Raw genomic sequence first — 20,273 nt, 5'->3', positions numbered from 1 at the left:
AATGATACAAGAAGCCACAACATTACTAAAAGAAAACGGACTCAAAATTACCCAAAACAGATTGGATGTTTTGTGTGTTTTTTTAGGTTCTGAAAAGGCTTTTACCTTATTAGATTTAGAAAAAATATTTAGTTTAAAACACGATCGATCCAGTCTTTTTAGAAGTTTGCAAACCTATTATGAGAAAGGAATTTTAGAGAAATTTTGTAACGCAACTGGAACAGCGATTTATACCTTAAACCGTCATAAACCTGATTGCAATGGCAAATCTCATTTTAAATGCAAGGATTGCGAAACCGTTGTTTCCCTCCCGAATTTACCCACCGAATACCTTCAATTATTGGGTAATAATAAAATGGAAACGATGAACCTTTTAATTGAAGGCACTTGTGAAAACTGTCAAAATAAAAACCCCGAAACACTATGAATCCATTTGTATTAAACGAATATCCCAATGCCGAAACAGGCACAGCTGTAACCGATAAATACCTAACCTTTTTAGAAAAAGAATATGGTGCTGATTTGTCCAAAATGTTATTTGCCACTTCACTTTGCTCTGACGACGTCAATGTTTCTACCGATTTTAGGAAAGTACTTTCACGTCCGTTTTCGATGGGTGGTTTAGGAGGTTTGCCGTATTCAGGATTTACAGGAATGGTGGCTTTTGCACATCATATTCCAGACGGTGGCGATGCTTTTATTTTTTATGCACCCCACATTGGAATTACGGATGAAGGCGAATTAGGAAAAATGAGACGTCCCGGACAATCCCGATTGACCAACAGTTGCGGTGCTTTGATGCTTGGACTCGAACGTCTGCAACAACAAAGTGAGGTATATGTTCCCATCAATTCCGAAATGGATTACCAACAGATATTGCTCGAACGAACCGTAATGCCTTATAAACAAAGAATATTGGAAGCTAAAAATCCCAAAAAAGAAATTACCGAAGTTTTCTACGAAGAGATTCATAAAAAGATACAAGTGTTAGTAAAAATGTCTAAAAAAGAATTTCCCTGTAAGCGTATTTTTTTATTGGGAGGCATCATTATCAATACATCGCCAGAGCTCAACGATATGGTCGATGTGCGAAATTTTCAGCTCATCAATACCAATGAGATTGATGATGAGCCTTTTGATATTTCGATTTTAGAAACACCCGCTTTTAAAGATTTGTAAAACATCCAAGTAAAATAAAAAATAGTAATGCAAAAAATAACCCATCTAAAACCCGAAGAAATTCAACTACTCAAACACTTTAATACCAAAAACAAAATCCTTTCGGTTTTCTATTATTATTGGATAAACGCATCAAATCCCGACGAACATTATAGTTTTATAGATGTTATTGAATTTGTTTTTGATGACAATTCTTCTTTGATTTTTAAATTGAATGATGAGGATACTGGAATAGCAATTACCTCCGAATTTGAATTTGAGAAATACAAAGCAAGTTTGCAAACCGAATTTTTACAGCAAATACGACTTCAAAAAGTAGAAGCTACAACATTAGCAATCTGGAAATTTGCATTGCCGAATTCTTTTCAGGAAATAACAGCCATTAGAGAGAAAGGACATTTTTTGAGTACTACTTTTTGGATTGCTTTCAAAAGTCAGAAAATAGAACTGAATTTTCATCCCATCGAAGGTCTTGTTGTAACAGAATACGAGGAAGTTTTGGAATAATTTAATAAAAACAAAATGAAAATTACCATTTGTAGAAAGGCTCATTTTAACGCCTGCCACAGAATGCACAACCCGAATTGGAGTGATGCTAAAAACAAAGCCGTGTTTGGCGTGTGCAACAATCCCAATTATCACGGGCATAATTTTGAATTGATTGTAAAACTAACAGGGCAAATAAACCCCGAAACGGGTTATGTTATGGATATGAAAGTCTTGGCTGATTTGATAAAAACCGAAATAGAAGACCGTTTTGACCATAAAAATCTTAATCTTGATTGTCCCGAATTTGTAGACAAAATTGCCTCTACAGAAAACTTTGCTTTGGTTATTTTTTCGATTTTAAAACCCTTACTTCCACAAGAACATCAATTGGGAATAACCCTTTTTGAAACTAATAAAAATTATGTGGAAATAAGTGATTAACTTTAACGCAACAACACTGCATTAAATCCAATAAATATATATTTGTATTAAAACCATTTTAAATGAAAAATTCAGAAGTTAAAAAAACGACAACTCCCTACGATATTTTAGGCATTTCGAGTGCTACATTATGCTTAATTCATTGTATTATATTTCCATTGTTTGCCCTGATTCCCTTCGGCTTTTCGGATGATTACATTGTAGATACCTTCTTTGCCTGCATCGGAATGCTCGTAGTATCAAAAATTTTGATGAGTAATGCTACAAGCACTGTCAAAATAATTTTAGGATTATCGATAGTGATAATCGTGATAAGTGTACTATTAGAGATTGCCTTTGACATTCATAGCGGATTAATTTTCGTTGGAGGAATAGGTATGATTATAGGTCATTTTTTAAATTTTAAATCGCATATACATTCTTAACTAACAATTATTTTTCTCTAAAAATCAACAAATGAAAACAAAATTTAAAATTTATTCTACAGCAGTTCTCTTTATGCTCTTTTTGTTTAATTCCAAAGAAATAATTGCACAAGAATCAACCATTTACAATAAAGAAAGTCAAGTAACTATCTTCCCTGTCTTATGGCAACAAACATCGGCAGAATATAGAGCCTTGTGTTACCAAGCTTTTAATTTTGCGACTTTGAGATTGAATGAAATTCCAAAAAAAGAAATCAAAAAAGGGAATCTCGCCATCATCACAGATTTAGACGAAACCATACTCGACAATAGTTATGTGGGAGCGCAACTCATTAAAGAAAACAAGCAAATGACCGATGCCGAATGGAACCGATGGACTGCAGCATCCAAATCTACCGCAGTCCCAGGAGCATTAGCTTTTTTGCAGGAAGCAAGCAAAAAAGGAATCACTATTTTTTATGTTTCCAATAGAGATACGGCTTCGGTAAAAAGTACGCTGATAGATTTAAAAAATTTAGGTTTGCCCAATGCCGATGCACAACATTGTCTTTTTAAGAGCAATACTTCCTCTAAAGAAGTGCGCAGATTGACAATAGCCAAGGAGTACAATATTGTGATGCTCTTAGGCGACAATCTAAATGATTTTAAAGACACTTTCGAGAAAAAAACAATTGCCAACCGCTTTCTTGCCACCGATGCAGAGCAAGAACTATGGGGCAAAAAATTCATTGTTTTGCCCAATGCGACTTATGGCGAATGGGTAAGTGCACTCTACAATTATGAGCATAAAACAGACGATGAAAAAGAAAAAATCCGAAGAGAGTTGTTGAAAGGATATTAAAAAATTAAAGCAACATTGTTGCGATAATAAAATAATTCATATATTTACACTTGTATTATAATAAATGGGAGAAGTCGAAAACCCAAAAAAGAGTAGACATAACAATTAATACTTGAAAAGATGGTAAATTCAAAAAAAGCTTTAATTGCAGCAATTCTTTCTGCAAAAAGCGTTGGAGGAACACACTGTAGCAAATGCGGTCACTGTACAGCTACACTTTAATTCAAAGAACGGGAGTTGCAGTTCGAGCTGCTTCTCCCGTTTTGTTTTACCATTAATACTTGAAAAAAATGGAGCAGCAAAATTACAAAGAAATAGTTGATATTGACCAATCTCAGCTTGATAATATGCTTTTATATTCTAATCCAGACATAATTTCCAGATTTAGGGATATGTATAATGTGAATGAAGATGAAGCTGAGGATTTATTTAAGGAAACCCGTAAATTCCTTTTTATTTGCCAGTTAAAAGGAATATTTATTCCCGATGATTTGTTGATTCTTGATGAGATGTGGCACAACTTTATTTTGTTTACAAAAGAGTACCACTCATTTTGTAACAAGCATTTTGGCAGATATTTTCATCATCTTCCTGCATCGAAAAAAGAAAAAGAGGATCACAAAATAAAAAACGAGACAGATCCTGATGGAGCAATGAAAGAATATCTTCAGAAGATGGAGCATCTTATAAGTACTGCTTATGACTACCTGGGTGAAGAAACTGTAATAAAATGGTTTACCGTGTATCCTGTAAAATACAGCAAAGAAAGTATTAAAAAACTAAGAAAAGAATGAGCATTTTTCCTAAACGAACGCTTCTAAACAAAGGAGTAACTATTCATTGGAATTTCAATACTGCTCATTTAAAAGGGATTCATATATTTCCTTTTGTACGTATTGGCGTAAAAAGACCCGATGGAGTAGTTACAATGCTTTATGAAGGCAACATTCTTGCTTTACCTGACTCAAAAGAACAGTTTTCAGAAAACAAAACTCCCAAATACAAATACCTCAATAAGAACACACCACTTCTGGTTTTGGCAGATTATCTATCTGGACAAGCTAAACGTGAGGTTCTTGTTGATATATTAACAGCCATTCAATCTGGGCGACACTATTATTTTTATTATAACATTCCCGACGATGCACCTATAGGAAAATATGAATTGATATCCGAAGTGCATAGTAATGGGGAAATTCGATATTCTAAAACAGCTTCCGATGATTTTTTCTTTGTCGAAAAATTAGAGATAAAAGAAATCAAAAAACAATCTGAAGGCTTTATCGTCATTGTTAAAAATCTTTCTACAGAACCTATTCCTGTAAAAATTGTAGAATGCATAGAGAACGGAGACGACTTATCTACTCAATTACAAGTATTTGAAATACCTGCAAATACTGAATTTCCGATTACCTATCATTCTGAAAAAACATTTTTACTTTATAATGAAGAGCGCGAAATTATTCCACTGACAGAAGGCTCAGGAATAATAAGCCTTCGAAATCAACAATTGCTTTCGCTTTCTAAAAAAGAAGATTTTGGAAAAGTAATTTATGTGATTCCAAAAGATACTGATGAAACTTTTAAGCTCGATACTATTTCAAAAGAAATATGGTTAAAAGCAGATGGTCTCAATACTAAAGAACTATTTGAAAACGATCAAGTATATAAGGATGCCTATCAGGAATTAGTACAAAGTGGTTTGATACAAGAAATAAAATTATGAGCAAGCCCTTGGATATAAAAAATGATAATCTGTGGAAACTGATGTGGACTATGTCTCTGCCAGGTATTATTGCTACAATTGTCATTTCACTCAACACTTTCATAGATTCCCTTTATATTGGTTATTTTATTGGAGCCGATGCGCTTGCCGGAATTTCTTTGGTTATTCCTTTAACGATATTAATCACAGCGGTTATGGTTATGATTGCCTCTGGATCTGCATCGGTTTTGAGTCGGGCTATTGGATCTGATAATAAAGTTATTCAACAAAAAGTATTGAGTAATCTATTTACAATGTCTGTTATTGCTTCGGCTTTGCTTATGCCAATCGGATTTTTGTTCTCTGATGAATTATTATCATTGATGGGAGGAAAAGGAAAAGTGTTGCGATATGGGTCTGATTTTTATAAGATATGGTCTTTCGGTATTTTCTTTACTATTTTTGGTCTTTCTGCAAATGGCCTTATTCGGGCCGAAGGAAAAATAAAACAAGCGATGCGTTTTTCTATTATTTCGGTGGTATTGAATATTGTTCTTGCTCCCATATTAATTCATTACGCAAATTTTGGAATAAAAGGCGCTGCTCTTGCCAGTATTATAGCAATGACAGTATATGCGTTTCTTACTCTTCGATATTTTTTATCTGGAAAAGCCTCTTTCGAAACAGGTAAAATCAGGTTTAAGATTGATACTGAAATGCTAAAGAATGTTTTTACAATTGGGTTGTCTGCTTTTTTTATTCAGGGAACCAATTTTATTCGTCAGGTCTTTATTTTTAAAACTGTGGCGCACTATGGCACTGATTGGGACTTGGCTTTTTTTTCAACCGTTTTCAGAATATTTACTTTCTCCGTTATGCCAGTTTTTGGACTATTGCAAGTATTACAGCCGGTTGTAGGTATTAATTATGGAGCTGGTAATTATGAAAGATGTGTAAAAGCCGTTGGGGTATTCAGGACTGGGGGCATTTTATTTCTTTTGCTTATATGGATACCATTAACGCTGTTTCCTTCCTCAATTGTTTCTATAATGCTTCCTGACCAAGTGCTCTCTGCACAGGAAATTGAATACTTCAGAACCATATTGTTTATCATCCCTTTTTTCCCGATTGGAACAAGTGGTATTATCTTTTTTCAGGCTATTGGAAAAGGCAAGAAATCTAGTTTTATATCCATTGGAAGGGAATTAATTTTATTTATACCCCTTATACTTATTTTACCCTTTTATTATGGCACAAGTGGAATCTATTATAGTATCGTTATCGAAAACTTTTTATACCTGACTATACTATTCTTATTAACCTCTTATGAGTTTAAAAAATTAAGAGTAAATGCCTTGGCTGTAGGATAATAAAATCTGGAAAAAATGAATAGTAGTTGGAAAAAGCATTACCAAAAAATTCAGGAAAAAAAGCTGTCAGCTTCTGCAACTCTTGTAAAAGCCATTGCTTTATTTGATAAAGAAAAAGTAGATTTGCCAATGGCCTGCGATTTAGGTTGTGGTACAGGAATAGATACTATTGCACTTATCGAAAAGGGATGGGAAGTAATTGCTATTGATAACCAAAAACAGGCAATAGAAGAATTAAGAAATGGCATTCCAGTAGAATACAGTTCTAAATTGATTTTAATTAAAGCCGATTTTGAAGTCATTACACTTCCCAATGTGTTGCTGGTAAATGCTTGTTTCTCACTCCCTTTTTGTCATCCTGAAAATTTTAATGTTCTATGGCAAAAAATTATACAATCTATTTTGCCAAATGGTCGATTTGCAGGGCATTTTTTTGGAGTTAATGATTCGTGGGCAAGTGATCCGGAGAAAACCTTTCACAGTAAAGAACAAATTTTAAATCTTTTTGCCGGATTTGAACTGGAATATTTTGAAGAAGTAGAAAAAGCAGGCAAATCAATTGATGGGAAAGAAAAAAATTGGCACGTGTTTCATATTGTGTCAAAAAAAATATCTTAAAAAACATTTTTTCACAAAATAAAAAACCCATCCCGGATATACCGTAGATGGGTTTTTATCAGATTAAATAAATTCTAAATCCTTCTTAACATTCTGTTGCTCATAGCAAAAATAAAAGCAGATAATAATCCCATTAAGGCGTAACATACTAGAATAGTTATCGAAATGGAGGCTGTATTTTTATATTTAAAAACAGGAAAGGCATCATAATCTTTCTTTGTTACGGTTCTGTCAAAAAATAATGCTGGATAATAAATAGCATTTAGGCTATCGTGCAGCGTCTTTGTCTGCCATACAAACGAATGATTAGCAAGCGCATCATTACTAGCCAAAGAGGTAAAAATACCATCTATTGCTGCAGTAGGATTAACTACACAACTAGAGTTTATCAATTCTTGTCTTTGTTCAATATTTTCAAAATATTTTTTGACTTTTACCGTATTAGCATCATCCAAAAGTCGATGATAACCTAGATAAACTGCAAATGAAAACGCATTGGTTTCTGGATTTATGTTGGCGTTTTTATATTCAGGATAGATTTTACCAAATTGTTTAATCAGTTTTATTCCATAAGTGGGATCATCAAACTTCGAGCCTTGTGGTCTTCTCGACATTCTACTAATCGCTGTGTTATCTACAGGAATTATTTTCTCTATCAAGGCAGTAGATAAAGTTGGAATAACAATACAGGTCATAGTCCACATTATTCCACAATATAAAGCATTAGTACTAGTGGTTTTACCCATCGAATTGATACAATATACCACGGATAACCAAAAGACAAAATATAAATTAGCTCCCACAAAAAACAAAAAATCGTTTATTGTCGGATTTTGATTGAAACAACAATAATTTACGATCAATCCTATAACTACGATAAAAACAACCATCAATTCAATAATCAAACCTACTAGCAAAAATTTAGATTTTAGCCATTCTTTCTTCGAAATCCCCTGACTGTTTATCAACCGCCAATTGCCATTGTCTAACTCGTTGGATAGCGAATTGAAACAAAGGATGATTATCAGTAATGGCAGTAAATAAATAATCCAAAAACTGGTATCAAAGTGCCCTGCTAATGACCGCAACGGATTGGCTATTTCTCCTTGTTTGAATAATTGCATAAAAAAGCTCTCGACCTTAACCGTATAATAGTACGGAAACACATCGGCTTGACCAATGCAAAATAGAGAAGTACTTGATGGGGTTTTGAATACTGGCAAAGTAATATTCCGATTGGACGATAATAATCCTGTAACATTTTCATAGTCCTCTTTTCCCTTTGCTGTGGTGGTATCTGCATCAAAACCCCGAATAAGTACTGCTAAATCCCTTTCTTTTTCGGTTTTAAAGTTTTCAATTGTCTCTATTTGTTTGCTTTTGAAAACAAAACCTTGGTACAAACCATACATTCCTACTGCTAAAAACGCAAAAAGAATCACGCTATTTATGGAGTGTTTTTTGAAAAGCCAAAATTGGGTTTTTAATGAAATTTTCGAGTACACTGTATTACTATTTTTCATCTTTATTTTAACTATAAATTAGATTAATTCGGCTTCTGAACATTAAAATAAATAATGAAATGCTCCAAACGAGCAACCAAATATTTTCTATAATTACCGATTGCAGCAACCAAATAAGTGATTTGTTTTCAATATGTAAATCTGAAATTGCGTTGTATTTTCCTTTTTTTACCCGATAGGTATCGAATGTATTGTAAGCAGAATTGTCCTTCATATCATTGTTCATATTTTGAACAAATGACCTGCGGTAATTTTCGGATTGGGTCTGAAAATCAATTTCGGATTCCAGTCCTGCATTACAGGTAGACATCGATAAATTCCGTATCACAATAAATGGACTAGCAATCCCCATCCAAGTTTGTACCTTCTTTTGATTTTCCAGGGTCGAAAATATTTTTTTGAAATGTAAATCGTAAGCTTTACTAGAGTAATCTTCACTTTGCTGCATAATAAACCCTTCAAAATTAAATGGCAATTGCTGCACACTATCTACTTTATACTTTACTAATAAATCCTTTTCAATTTTTAAGGCTCTGTCACTTTTGGGGTCGTGTCCGTCCAGACCATTGTCTATCGATTCCTTTATTCCTTTTTTTAATTCATAATTAGTAATTAATGGATAAATATTTTCGGCTAAATTGGCCGACATTCTAGGCATAATAATGTTGGTAAACATCCAAATGAGTAACAAAAAGGCAATAGAAGTTCCAATTTTTTTTATATGTGCCGAAACCAAAACCCCCAACAAACACCAAATAATGCAATAAATAGAATAAATCACAAGGAGATATAGCAGTGATCCCAGATTTAAGTCTCCATCAAACAATATATAAGAAAGGATTGCGGTAAGCAGGAAATAAGGAATAAGAAAACTTGCGAAAAGGATAAAAGTTGCCAACATTTTCGAGAAAAGTACTTTTCTAAAGGATACTCCCTGAGCCAAAAGCAATTGCAATGTCCCTTTCTCAAACTCTCCGTTTACGCTATTGAAAGTAAATAAAATGATGAACAAAGGCAAAATCAATTGACAGATTAGCGCAGGACTTAACCAGCCAAATCGCAATCCCGTATCGCTTTCTTGGCTTTTGCTAAACAAAAAATCATTTTGCCTATGCGGTTCCATATACACGGATGTTCCCGTGTATATGGTTAAACCTGGATCCAGACATTGTAGCGACGTGGGTTTTTTATAGGCATAATTACCAAAATGGGCAGCCATATGAGGATGCTTTAGTTCCTGCGAAAGCCACTCTTTTCTGGAATCTTCTTGTGCTTTTAATCGTGTATCCAACAAATGCGATTGATAGCTTAACTGATGCACAAGGGCAATGAGACTAATGAGTATCAAAAACAGCGTAAGCCATCTTACTTGGCTATTTCGTCGCCATTGTAACCATTCATTTTGTATTAAATTAGATATCATTGCTTATTATATTATCAATTAGTTACGATTTTTAAAGGGAATTATCTTTATTGTTTTTGTGAAAAGTATTTGGTATTTTCCATTTAACATAAAAAATTAGACACAGTTATTTCTTTACGGTTTCAATAGATAATAGAACTGATCCCGTATTTTCTTCGTACGTGGTTGATGGCACAGGTCTTTCTCCTCCTCCACCATTAAATGGTATAAACTTAAATCCAGTTACAATTGGATCAGTCCACTCTAAAATAGCTTCTCCTAAATTATCTGAACCTGTAGTATATGTAACTGTTGTTGAACTGCTATTTGTAGTCGTTGTACTACCTCCAAATTCACCTCCTAATTTAATCAGACCGAATAAATCCCCTGAAGCAGATGCCTTATAGTTTACTCCTCTTGTGGTGCTGTGTGAAATCGTTTGAGATACTGTACCTGATGGATCATTTTCATAAACCCAAAACTTCCATCTATCTCCATATTTTTGCATATTCCAAGTTACAATATTTATTGGAGGATTGAATTTGTATTCTTGAGTTACATTATTAGTACTTAACGAACTTCTAGGGATGTTTACCACTTTTAATAACTTATCCAATTCACCTGATGAAGATGAACCTGAAAAAAATATGTATATGTATAGTTCTAAGTTACCCTCCATCCAATCGTCTGTTGCTGCTTGAATACCTTGAACAGTATTAAATTTAATTGCTGTAATTGCTTCCTCGTATGTAGAATTAAGAGGCCCTTCTAGTTTTCCTAAGTACTGATTTATATCATAATATATATAATCTCTATGATAACAAGTTGGACAATTACTATTAAGAGTAGAAAACTTGTATGCGTCCCAGACCTTAGCATCAACCCCTTCTCCTTTTATAGTTGTTCTAGCATTCATACCTTTCGGTTTTACTTCATTTTCAATGGAGGGATTAAATGATTCGCTTATAAACTCAAAATTAACCTTTCCGCTTTTGATTTTACCTCCAACATTACTAATAGCATTTTTGGCAGTTGCATTATCCTTATTAACAACTCTTTCGTTTTCCTTTATTACTAAAACTGGAAAATCGGGTTCCTTATCAAATCGTACATTATTTTTATTGCCTTTACTATCATAAAAGGCAATCGTGCTTTTTTTATCATTCACATTTCTAATGGCAACTAACGGAATTGCATCTTTATTAATATCCCAATTAATAATTGAGAATTTTTGTAGATCAGGAACAAAAATTGTTAAAAGCGGAGATTCTTCTAAAATTTTATCAAGTTTGTTTTCAGGGTCATACTTACTCAGTATTTCCAGAAAAGTTTTACCATTATAAACTTGCTTATTCTTTACTAAAGCTACAAGTATGTCATAGTCATTATCAAATTGAACACTTGCTTCTTCTTTAATAAAATTTCTAACATTAACATCTTCTACAGCTATTGCTAGAATTTTACCGAATTCAACCTGATTCGCCATATTATTATTTGAAGAATATTGAGATGAATCTTTCTCAATACTTGCCTCTTCAACACCACACGACATTACTATTGTTAGTAATGACACACAGACTATTTGTGCTATTTTATTTACTCTATAAATTAAGTTTTTCATTTTTTTTTCACTATTTAATTGTTTTTATTTCCAATTACTCTACAATTGTGTGTTAGTTAATTTTTGTAAAACCATTACAAACTCCTGAGCTTAAATCAAATTCTTTGGCAACTGCACCTCCATTAATTTTATACGAATAAACAGAATTATTATTTGCTGCCGGAACATTAAAATAGATTTTATCATTATCCCATTTGGTCATAAATGCAGGGCTACCAAATATTTTTGGCAATGTTGATGAAATATTTCCTGAAGTAGTTTTGGTTGCCAAATCTATTTTATAAATTTCTGCTGTGGCAGCAGGCTTGTCATTTGAAAAATCAAATGGGTAAGCTGCTTCGTCGGAATAACGGACTGTAAAAGTCATTCCGTTATCGAAATGAAATAATCCCGCACAAGGTTTTCCCGTTGCTGTATCAAGATTGAAGAAATACGTTGGATCAAATTCAGTTGTGCCACTCTTGATTCTTACCACTCCACTCGGTTTCCCATTGTTTGCAAATCCAGCCACGTAAATATCATTGTTGGCGTCTTTAATTAATGAATTGGCTATAAACGATGATGTTGTTCCTCCAACCCACATCTCACTACTACGATCATCTTCAATTAATTTTTCGACTTTATTAGTTGTACGATTAATGATACCCACAAAAACTTTGTCTTCTAGGTTTATAAAGCCTGCACCTTGATAATTAATACCTATATAAATAAAATTGTCTCGAATAACCATACCCTGATAAAAAACATCGGTTGCATCTGTTTTTTGCAAGCCAGTTAAATCAATGGTTGTGATTATCTGCATATTGGTTGGATTAAATTTTATTAATTTGGGTACACCAGCAACACCAACCGGAGTCGCATAAGCTTCGGTAGCACTTACAAATTCTACTGCTCCAAAAGTTTTTAGACCTGGTACAGAAAAATTGGCTATTTCTTTAGGTTTACCACTTTCATCAAAAACAAACTTTCGCAAAGTAGCTGGTGCGCCAAATGTTGATATATATACATCGGAACCGTATTTGTACATCATTCCTGAACTGGCCAACTCGGCTGCCATTGAAGTACCCAACGTTCCAGTAGGAAACTCATTGGTTCCAAATAAATAGGTGGTTTGGTTGGAACCTGTTCCACCCGTTGTGGATAGCGCATAATTTACTTTATTTGGATTTGCCGGTTCTGAGTCTTTTTCACAAGAGGATAGACTAACTAATGCAACAGCGGTTACAAGAAGCATTGATAAATTTTTCATTTTCATTTTTGTTTAGTATTAGATTTATAGATTCGTATTTTAAAACTGAATGCTCTTCCAGGCAATTGTACTTTAAAGTTGTCGTAGGTTTTTGAGTTAGTCAAGTTGGTTACTTCAAAGGAAAACGAGAGTCCTTTATCTGCAATGGCGTATGAAACTCCTGTATTTTGTAAAAACTGTGTGGGGATTCTGTTTTTTAATTCTTTGGCTCCATCCACTTCCCAATACAGGAAGTATTCGTGGGTGTAAGTCGCATTGAGCCAAACGTGCAGGGGATTTTTTTTGTTAAACAGCGATTCATTTTTATACAAAATTCCTGCATTTGCAAAAAGATAAGGGATGTTTGGAAGCCTTGCGTTTTTATAGCGTTCGTTATTTATACCGCTATTCTCTATAACAGATTGGTTTCTTAAATCCTGATAAGTAATGTTGGCGTTTAAATGTATATCGTCAACAGGAATATATTTTATACTGCCCTCTGCACCCAATACCCTTGCACTCAAAAGATTTTGATACTGACCGCTAAATTGAGAGGTACGCAGATAAATAATATTGTCAACGTCTCTGTAAAAACCACTTACCTCGGTTTCAATTTTATTGGAATTATACAAGAAATTCACATTTATGTTTTCGCTTGTCTCAATATTTATATTTGGATTGGCTTTTATCAACATTAAATCTCCAAAAGCTTCCTCTACTTCGGGTAGGCGTGCAGCATGTTCATAGGAGGTTTTAATTTGAGCATTGTCATTGAGATTGTAGGCTAATGCTAGGTTGTAGGCTGTGGCGTGAAGTGATTGCTTAATTATTGTTTGAGTTGTCCACTCTATGGTATATCCTGAAAGATTCGCATAATAATCTTTAAAAGCTGTTGAAAATTTCAATCTTGATTTAAATAGATTTCCTTCAAATCCTAATCCGGCTATATTTTTCAACATCGCAGAAGGAGTACCAAAATAATCAATTCCCCCATAAAATTTTTGAGCCACAGTATCCTTCCCTGTTCGTTTATAATCTTGCAGGGTGTTGCTAAAAACGAATTTAAAATTGGGAGCAACTGCATACGTACTTGTGATCTTCCCGTTAAAAACATTGGTGTAAATGTTTAATAAATTGCCCGAAGAAGAAATTTCGCCACCGCCCATTTTTTTATCAACAACAACGCCTTCCCAATTGTACACATTTTGGGATGTATCTGTAAAAAGTCCGTTCAATTTGTTGTAAGACAGCAATCCCGAAAGATGAATGTTTTTGAAAATATTATTTTTTTGGTATTTAAGAATTCCACTCAATAGATTTTCTTTGTAAAATGCTTGTCCGTAAGGCTGTGTTTGTGTTAAGTTGTTTTGTATTTCGTCATAAGTTCCTGTTTGTATAATGCTCAAATTCAATTGGTCTGCAAAACGAATATCGGTAACTCCCGTTTGTACTTTTAGGTTATAATTCTTGTATAAATCGTGAAATCGTTTTACATTTTTTTTCTCATTATTACCAAATTCGTTAGGCACATCGGCATCAATCCGGTAATCATTTTGTGCATAATTGGCATTGGCTTGTATGGCAGCAAAAAAGTGATTGGACAGCTGTTTTTTTGCCGAAAAATTCAGTCGGTGTGTATTAAATGACCCTATGGAATAGGACGCATCATAATAGTCTTCTTTTTCTTTTCGGGTTATGATATTGATTGCGGCACCGAGGGCATCTGCACCCAAATCTACAGGCAGAACCCCTTTATAAACTTCTATTCGTTCCATTTGTTCTACAGGATAAATGTTCAGTAATTGCGTTTCGCCCATATTATCCTGTGGCAGACCGTCAATAAAATATTTAATCTGTTTTCCTGTACTGCCATTAATAAAAATCTCCGTTTTTGCTCCAAAACCTCCGTCTTGTTTTATTTTTATTCCAGAAACCTGCCTCATTAGATCTAATCCTGTGACATTAGTATTATAAAATGGTTTTGCCTCAATGACAGAAACATTAACAGGCTGTTGCTTAATGATTTTGCTTTTGCTAGCTGTTATTTCTACAGCTTTCAAAATATGTGTCGTTTCTTTCGGTTTTGTTTTTAAAGTATCTGTTTGGGAAAATACGTTTGAACATAAAAAGCAAAATCCTATTATAATTGTATATATTTTCATAGTTCATTCTTCGAAAAAGGAGATTCAAAAATTGATTTTTAGATGGTTTCCAAATACAATTTTTGTAATTCATTGGCATTTATATCACTTGTACTTAGAGTATGAATCAATGTTCCTTCTTTCATAATACCAATTTTAGTTCCCACATTTACAGCATTAAAAATATCGTGCGTGGTCATAAAAATGGTCTTACCATCGGCGGCTAATTCTTTGCATATTTTGGTAAACTCGGCAGTGGCTTTGGGATCAAGTCCGGAGGTTGGTTCGTCCATCAAAATAACTTTTGCTTCTTTGGCGATAGCAATGGCAATGCCTACTTTTTGCCTCATCCCTTTTGAATAGTTGCCTAATTTTAAATTATGAGAAGCAATTTGCAGATTGGCCCTAGTTAAAAAACTACTTAACTCTTCATCTGAATAATTAAAACCTGCCAAACGACTAAAAAAAGCTAAATTTTCTATTCCAGTTAAGCTACCGTAGAGCTGAACTACTTCGGGGATATAAGCTACGTTTTTTTTTGTAGCAGTGTCATTTGGTTTTACCTCTTCATCATCAATGCTTGCCACACCACTTGTTGCATTTATGAACCCTAAAAACAAATTGATTGTTGTCGTTTTACCAGCCCCATTCTGACCCAATAGACAAAATATTTCGCCTTTTTCAATAGATAAATTCAAATCTTTTAAGGCATAAATACCATTGTAAACTTTGCTTAATTTTTTTGCTTGTAATACAGCCATATAGAAACAGTTTTATAGTTTGAGCATCTGAAAAGTATAATTATTCATTTTTATACTAATGCAATAATGTTGCAAATATAGAAAAATATTTTATAAAGCAATATTGTTGCGTTAATTAATAAAAACCTATTTTTGAAAAATTTTTCAAACGAAATAAAATATACAGACACAAACCATAAAACAGAAATGAAAACACTATTTATCAATGTATTACTTGTTTTATCTACAAATGCATTTGCTCAAATAATAACAAAAGACACTGTAAAACAGGATACAAAACAAATATCGATTTATACCAAAAAAACGAATACAGCTATAAAAATAGATGGGAACCTTTCGGAAAGTGATTGGGAAGAAGCTCCTGCAATTTCAAATTTTATACAAGTAGAACCCAACCAAGGCGAAAAACCAAAATTTAAAACCATTGTAAAAATACTTTATGACAAACAAAACCTTTATATAGGTGCTATTTGTTTGGATAGTTTAGGAAGAAAAGGAGTTCGGGTACAGGATTTCAGAAGAGATTTTGATTATTATCAAAACGATCTTTTTGGTATTGCACTTGACACCTATAACAATAAGAGAAATGCAACCGCATTCCAGACTAACCCATATAGTGCCCAACGAGATTTACAAGTATTTGATGATAATGTTTATGATGTTGATTGGGATGCGTTATGGCAAACCCGAAGTGTTATCAACGAAAATGGATGGTCTTGCGAAATAGCAATTCCCTGGAAAACGTTACGCTATCCTAAAAATGTAAAAGATACTATTAGTTGGGGAATCAATTTTGTTAGAGTTGCCCGTCGTGAAAATGAAACTACAGCATACCCCGGTTTTCCTAGAAGTTTTGATACCTACAGGATGAATTATGCAGTAGAGCTAAAAGGAATTGAACCGCCAAAATCAAATACCAACATTCAAATAAATCCATACTTGATTTCACAAATAGATCGCAATACGCAAAACGGAAATCCATCCGAAAGTGAATATAAAACCAAATTTGGGGGAGAAATAAAATGGAGTCCAAATGCCCAAAGCACGCTCGATTTGACATTTAACACTGATTTTGCTCAAGCTGATGCTGATAGGCAAGTAAATAATTTAAGCCGGTTTTCGGTTTTTTTCCCAGAAAGAAGACAATTTTTTTTAGAAAATGCCGGTTTGTTTACGGCAGGAAATCAGAATATTTATATCCCGTTTTTTAGTCGAAAAATTGGATTAGATGATTTCGGAAATCCAATCCCCATTGATGCAGGTGCTCGATTTACACAAAAAACTAATAGCTATAGTTTAGGAGCAATTTACGTACATCAGCAAGAGACTGAAAGGGCGCAAGCATCTAGTAATTCGGTATTACTATTTAAAAAAAATTATGGAAAACAAAACAATTTAGGATTTTTAGTAACCAATAAATACAGTGAAACTAATGGTGTTATAAATTCATTTTCCAATTCATCGGCAACAATTACAGGGTTTAACAGAATAACGGACAACCTAAATATTGATTTCAGCATAAGTGGGACAAAAACCAATGGAGAAAACAAAGATGATGGTTATGCAGCAAACACGAGTTTAAATTACACTTCTAACGATATGGGATTGGTTTGGAATACGGGTTTGATTTCTGAAAAATACAATCCGCAACTCGGATTTGTGAGCCGTAATGATTTTTTTAAAAATTACTTGGATGTTTATTTAAACAAAAGAAAATTATCGTGGTTTCCAAAATTTATTCGCAGTTGGGAACCAGGAGTTAGTTTTGATTTCTATCAGAATCGAAATGATTTTAAACTTCAAGAAGGTTACATTGGAATTTACCCCATTTTTTTTCAATTCAATAATGGCAGTAAAATTGTAGGTACTTATCAGCTCAATTGGCAAACACTTACCGAAAATTTTAGTCCATTGGGAATCGAAATTCAAGCAGGAAATTACAAATATCAGGCTGTAAACTTCAATTATCGTTCTGATCAAAGCAGTAAATTATCCATAACTGCCGATTTTACTTATGGTGGATTTTATAACGGAAAAAATACAACTTATGTTGCAGGAATTCGATATGCGCCAATTCCGTATTTTGCTACAACGTTGAGTTATGAACAAAATGAAATTGTCGGTTTAGGAATTGATAAACAAGATTTGACTACCAGATTAGTTACTCCAAATATTCGTTTGGCGTTGAATCCTCGTTTGCAACTCAATGTTTTCTATCAGTATAATACTGTTGATAATCGCAGCCGATGGAATTCAAGATTAAGTTGGGAATATAAACCACAATCTTTTGTGTATTTGGTTTTTAATGAAAACAAAACCAATGATTTTAAACAGGATCAAACTATCGCAAAAATTAGTTTCCTGAAACAATTTTAATTTAACGCAACATAGTTGCGTTATTTGAATATTGTTTTATATTTGCAACAAAATTGCATTAATAAAAATTCATTTCAAATGAAAACACTCCTCATCCTTTCGCTTCTGCTACATTCATTAATTTCATCAAGTCAAAATGTCCCAAAAGACATCATTAGAATGATGAAATCAGGAAATGGTCGCTCTGTCGAAACTGCTTTTGAAGTTTATACCGTCGATGAAGAATACAAAATGCTTCGTTTCTTGAAATTGACTCCAATTATACAAAAGTTGGATATAAAAGAGGGTGTTTTTTATGACAGTTTCAAAATCGATACAAGAACTATTTATTTTAAAATGCTATCAAAAAACAAAAAAATAGTTTCGAAAACACCACAATTTAATACCTAAAATAATGAAAAAACTCCCCGTAACTGTACTATCAGGATTCCTTGGTGCAGGAAAAACTACTTTGCTCAACCACATTCTTCACAATAAAGAAGGTTTGAAAGTGGCCGTAATTGTCAATGATATGAGCGAAGTAAACATTGATGCCCAATTAGTCAAAAACGAAATGACACTTTCACGTACCGAAGAAAAATTGGTCGAAATGAGTAACGGCTGTATTTGTTGCACTTTGCGTGAAGATTTGATGATAGAAGTCGAAAAACTTGCCAAAGAAAATCGTTTTGATTATTTACTAATCGAAAGTACCGGAATTAGCGAACCCATTCCTGTGGCACAAACTTTTTCGTTTGTCAACGAAGATGAAAATATTGATTTGTCCCGTTTTAGCTATGTGGATACAATGGTTACGGTGGTCGATGGGTTTAACTTTTTTAAAGATTTTGGTTCGGCCAAAACGCTTGAAGACATAAAGGCTACTAATATCGAAAATGACAGTCGAACGATTGTCAATTTATTGGTAGATCAAGTAGAATTTGCGAATGTAATCATTTTGAATAAAACGGATTTAATCACAAAATCGGAACTCGATATTTTAAAAGCTTCGATTAAAAAATTGAATCCACTGGCCGAAATTTTAACTTCCGAATACGGAAAAGTAGATTTGAAAGCCATCATCAATACAGGCCTTTTTAATTTTGAAGAAGCCGAAGCCTCTGCAGGTTGGATGCGAGAATTAGAGGGCGAACACACTCCCGAAACCGAAGAGTACGGCATAACAAGTTTTGTGTTTAGAGACCATCGCCCTTTTCATCCCAAGCGATTTTATGAGTTTATTACCGATGCTTTTCCGCAAACTGTTATTAGAAGTAAGGGATTATTTTGGATTGCTTCCCGCCCAGCCGAAGCCATTAATTGGAGTCAGGCAGGTGGTTCGATGAAGGCCGAAGGTGCAGGCGTTTGGTGGGCAAGTATGTCTTTTGGGGAACGCATTAAATTTCAAAATTTTGTAGATTTTCAAGAAGTAATTGAAGAACGTTGGGATGTTAATTTTGGCGATCGATTGAACGAATTGGTTCTTATTGGCATCAAAATGAATGAAGCCGAAATTCGCAGTCAACTAGAGTTATGCCTTTGTGCACCCGATGACATTATGGATTTGCAAGATGGTTTTTTTCCAAGTACGGATCTATTTCCGATTCCAAAACAAATTAGCGCAAACGAAAGCACAGCGGTGTTTTATGATTTATAATTGAATGTTGTTTTTAATATTTTTGCATTTTTTGTAAATCCTGGAGTTTGGTTGATTGTAGGTGGATAACCCGTTTTTAAGGCGGGTTATTTTTTTAAATGAGAACAACTACAAGTCTAAAAAAGCCTTGCAGTAGAAGGACGAAAAAAAACTATTTTACTCAGAAAGATTTAAAACCTGATCCTCTGGGTTCTCTCTAAATTCGTAATTATTAATTATGCAATTCTTTATCAAAATAAATAACGCAACAATGTTGTATTTATGGATAAGTCAGCTATATTTGCAACACAATTGCATTAATTAAATAGCAATTTACTATTAAGCTAATTAATTTTAGCCATTTCAAGAATGAAAAAAAAGCATATCATAATCAGTGTTCTTCTGTCAATGGCGGTATTGTTCTCAATACTGTTACAGTCGATACATTCTTATGAACATCATTCTGAAAAACTTGCCAAAAAAACTTGCCATCATAATTATTCTAAAAATGAAACCCAAGTAACACACAGCCACAGCA

Annotated in this window: 19 protein-coding genes; 13 read left to right on the top strand and 6 right to left on the bottom strand. The window is 33.7% G+C overall.

The genetic code is table 11. The features are described from left to right. Position 1: 1 nt before the first annotated feature. From KHA90_RS15560 to KHA90_RS15515, 10 genes are all read left to right on the top strand, one after another. Entirely contained in the window at positions 2-427 is a 426-nt protein-coding gene (locus KHA90_RS15560) for a Fur family transcriptional regulator (RefSeq protein ID WP_213302305.1), read from the top strand. Then, positions 424-1,179 carry a hypothetical protein gene (locus KHA90_RS15555; protein WP_213302302.1) on the top strand — a complete coding sequence of 252 codons (756 nt, stop codon included), beginning with the start codon at positions 424-426 and terminating at the stop codon, positions 1,177-1,179. The genes KHA90_RS15560 and KHA90_RS15555 overlap by 4 nt, the downstream gene beginning before the upstream one ends. Positions 1,180-1,206: 27 nt before the next feature. Next, entirely contained in the window at positions 1,207-1,686 is a 480-nt protein-coding gene (locus tag KHA90_RS15550) for a hypothetical protein (RefSeq protein ID WP_213302300.1), read from the top strand. Between the two features lie 15 nt (positions 1,687-1,701). Next, complete coding sequence (locus KHA90_RS15545; RefSeq protein WP_213302298.1) at positions 1,702-2,109, top strand: 6-carboxytetrahydropterin synthase; 408 nt, start codon at positions 1,702-1,704, stop codon at positions 2,107-2,109. Positions 2,110-2,171: 62 nt separating this feature from the next. After that, on the top strand, positions 2,172-2,534 hold the full coding sequence (locus KHA90_RS15540; RefSeq protein ID WP_213302296.1) for a MerC domain-containing protein: 363 nt from the start codon (positions 2,172-2,174) through the stop codon (positions 2,532-2,534). Positions 2,535-2,565: 31 nt separating this feature from the next. Then, the gene (locus KHA90_RS15535) at positions 2,566-3,375 is read left to right on the top strand and encodes a 5'-nucleotidase, lipoprotein e(P4) family (RefSeq protein WP_213302294.1); all 810 of its coding nucleotides are present in this window, start codon (positions 2,566-2,568) and stop codon (positions 3,373-3,375) included. 290 nt (positions 3,376-3,665) lie between these two features. After that, positions 3,666-4,169, top strand: coding sequence for a glycine-rich domain-containing protein (locus tag KHA90_RS15530; protein ID WP_213302286.1), 504 nt, complete (start codon positions 3,666-3,668; stop codon positions 4,167-4,169). Further along, the gene (locus tag KHA90_RS15525; RefSeq protein ID WP_213302284.1) at positions 4,166-5,101 is read left to right on the top strand and encodes a hypothetical protein; all 936 of its coding nucleotides are present in this window, start codon (positions 4,166-4,168) and stop codon (positions 5,099-5,101) included. The genes KHA90_RS15530 and KHA90_RS15525 overlap by 4 nt, the downstream gene beginning before the upstream one ends. Continuing rightward, entirely contained in the window at positions 5,098-6,450 is a 1,353-nt protein-coding gene (locus KHA90_RS15520; protein WP_213302280.1) for an MATE family efflux transporter, read from the top strand. The genes KHA90_RS15525 and KHA90_RS15520 overlap by 4 nt, the downstream gene beginning before the upstream one ends. Before the next feature lie 15 nt (positions 6,451-6,465). Beyond that, positions 6,466-7,068, top strand: coding sequence for a class I SAM-dependent methyltransferase (locus KHA90_RS15515; RefSeq protein WP_213302278.1), 603 nt, complete (start codon positions 6,466-6,468; stop codon positions 7,066-7,068). 74 nt (positions 7,069-7,142) lie between these two features. On the opposite strand, the gene KHA90_RS15510 is transcribed toward KHA90_RS15515, so the two are convergent. From KHA90_RS15510 to KHA90_RS15485, 6 genes are all read right to left on the bottom strand, one after another. Next, complete coding sequence (locus KHA90_RS15510) at positions 7,143-8,591, bottom strand: DUF3526 domain-containing protein (protein ID WP_213302275.1); 1,449 nt, start codon at positions 8,589-8,591, stop codon at positions 7,143-7,145. Between the two features lie 7 nt (positions 8,592-8,598). Then, on the bottom strand, positions 8,599-10,014 hold the full coding sequence (locus tag KHA90_RS15505) for a DUF3526 domain-containing protein (protein WP_213302272.1): 1,416 nt from the start codon (positions 10,012-10,014) through the stop codon (positions 8,599-8,601). 106 nt (positions 10,015-10,120) lie between these two features. Further along, complete coding sequence (locus tag KHA90_RS15500; RefSeq protein ID WP_213302269.1) at positions 10,121-11,614, bottom strand: hypothetical protein; 1,494 nt, start codon at positions 11,612-11,614, stop codon at positions 10,121-10,123. Positions 11,615-11,666: 52 nt separating this feature from the next. Continuing rightward, the gene (locus KHA90_RS15495; protein ID WP_213302266.1) at positions 11,667-12,863 is read right to left on the bottom strand and encodes a DUF4374 domain-containing protein; all 1,197 of its coding nucleotides are present in this window, start codon (positions 12,861-12,863) and stop codon (positions 11,667-11,669) included. A 2-nt stretch (positions 12,864-12,865) separates the two neighbouring features. Beyond that, entirely contained in the window at positions 12,866-15,004 is a 2,139-nt protein-coding gene (locus tag KHA90_RS15490) for a TonB-dependent receptor domain-containing protein (RefSeq protein WP_213302263.1), read from the bottom strand. A 38-nt stretch (positions 15,005-15,042) separates the two neighbouring features. Continuing rightward, on the bottom strand, positions 15,043-15,744 hold the full coding sequence (locus tag KHA90_RS15485; RefSeq protein WP_213302260.1) for an ABC transporter ATP-binding protein: 702 nt from the start codon (positions 15,742-15,744) through the stop codon (positions 15,043-15,045). Positions 15,745-15,930: 186 nt separating this feature from the next. Between KHA90_RS15485 and KHA90_RS15480 the strand changes: the two genes are divergently transcribed. From KHA90_RS15480 to KHA90_RS15470, 3 genes are all read left to right on the top strand, one after another. After that, on the top strand, positions 15,931-18,120 hold the full coding sequence (locus tag KHA90_RS15480; RefSeq protein ID WP_213302258.1) for a carbohydrate binding family 9 domain-containing protein: 2,190 nt from the start codon (positions 15,931-15,933) through the stop codon (positions 18,118-18,120). 78 nt (positions 18,121-18,198) lie between these two features. Then, positions 18,199-18,510 (top strand): hypothetical protein, encoded by a 312-nt coding sequence (locus tag KHA90_RS15475; protein WP_213302255.1) that lies wholly within the window; start codon positions 18,199-18,201, stop codon positions 18,508-18,510. A 4-nt stretch (positions 18,511-18,514) separates the two neighbouring features. After that, the gene (locus tag KHA90_RS15470) at positions 18,515-19,756 is read left to right on the top strand and encodes a GTP-binding protein (protein ID WP_213302252.1); all 1,242 of its coding nucleotides are present in this window, start codon (positions 18,515-18,517) and stop codon (positions 19,754-19,756) included. Positions 19,757-20,273 lie beyond the last annotated feature (517 nt).

The sequence above is a fragment of the Flavobacterium psychroterrae genome, from assembly GCF_018380615.1.
In the GTDB taxonomy this organism is placed as follows: domain Bacteria; phylum Bacteroidota; class Bacteroidia; order Flavobacteriales; family Flavobacteriaceae; genus Flavobacterium; species Flavobacterium psychroterrae.
Note: the sequence above shows the minus strand (reverse complement) of the source record. Positions and strands in the feature narration are given on the sequence as shown.

What these genes read in the sequence shown, in the direction of transcription:
- KHA90_RS15505 (WP_213302272.1), bottom strand. Translation starts at nt 10,014, where the DNA reads ATGATATCTAATTTAATACAAAATGAATGGTTACAATGGCGACGAAAT.
- KHA90_RS15520 (WP_213302280.1), top strand. Translation starts at nt 5,098, where the DNA reads ATGAGCAAGCCCTTGGATATAAAAAATGATAATCTGTGGAAACTGATG.
- KHA90_RS15540 (WP_213302296.1), top strand. Translation starts at nt 2,172, where the DNA reads ATGAAAAATTCAGAAGTTAAAAAAACGACAACTCCCTACGATATTTTA.
- KHA90_RS15560 (WP_213302305.1), top strand. Translation starts at nt 2, where the DNA reads ATGATACAAGAAGCCACAACATTACTAAAAGAAAACGGACTCAAAATT.
- KHA90_RS15535 (WP_213302294.1), top strand. Translation starts at nt 2,566, where the DNA reads ATGAAAACAAAATTTAAAATTTATTCTACAGCAGTTCTCTTTATGCTC.
- KHA90_RS15525 (WP_213302284.1), top strand. Translation starts at nt 4,166, where the DNA reads ATGAGCATTTTTCCTAAACGAACGCTTCTAAACAAAGGAGTAACTATT.
- KHA90_RS15545 (WP_213302298.1), top strand. Translation starts at nt 1,702, where the DNA reads ATGAAAATTACCATTTGTAGAAAGGCTCATTTTAACGCCTGCCACAGA.
- KHA90_RS15555 (WP_213302302.1), top strand. Translation starts at nt 424, where the DNA reads ATGAATCCATTTGTATTAAACGAATATCCCAATGCCGAAACAGGCACA.
- KHA90_RS15515 (WP_213302278.1), top strand. Translation starts at nt 6,466, where the DNA reads ATGAATAGTAGTTGGAAAAAGCATTACCAAAAAATTCAGGAAAAAAAG.
- KHA90_RS15475 (WP_213302255.1), top strand. Translation starts at nt 18,199, where the DNA reads ATGAAAACACTCCTCATCCTTTCGCTTCTGCTACATTCATTAATTTCA.
- KHA90_RS15485 (WP_213302260.1), bottom strand. Translation starts at nt 15,744, where the DNA reads ATGGCTGTATTACAAGCAAAAAAATTAAGCAAAGTTTACAATGGTATT.
- KHA90_RS15490 (WP_213302263.1), bottom strand. Translation starts at nt 15,004, where the DNA reads ATGAAAATATATACAATTATAATAGGATTTTGCTTTTTATGTTCAAAC.
- KHA90_RS15495 (WP_213302266.1), bottom strand. Translation starts at nt 12,863, where the DNA reads ATGAAAAATTTATCAATGCTTCTTGTAACCGCTGTTGCATTAGTTAGT.
- KHA90_RS15530 (WP_213302286.1), top strand. Translation starts at nt 3,666, where the DNA reads ATGGAGCAGCAAAATTACAAAGAAATAGTTGATATTGACCAATCTCAG.
- KHA90_RS15500 (WP_213302269.1), bottom strand. Translation starts at nt 11,614, where the DNA reads ATGAAAAACTTAATTTATAGAGTAAATAAAATAGCACAAATAGTCTGT.
- KHA90_RS15510 (WP_213302275.1), bottom strand. Translation starts at nt 8,591, where the DNA reads ATGAAAAATAGTAATACAGTGTACTCGAAAATTTCATTAAAAACCCAA.
- KHA90_RS15550 (WP_213302300.1), top strand. Translation starts at nt 1,207, where the DNA reads ATGCAAAAAATAACCCATCTAAAACCCGAAGAAATTCAACTACTCAAA.
- KHA90_RS15470 (WP_213302252.1), top strand. Translation starts at nt 18,515, where the DNA reads ATGAAAAAACTCCCCGTAACTGTACTATCAGGATTCCTTGGTGCAGGA.
- KHA90_RS15480 (WP_213302258.1), top strand. Translation starts at nt 15,931, where the DNA reads ATGAAAACACTATTTATCAATGTATTACTTGTTTTATCTACAAATGCA.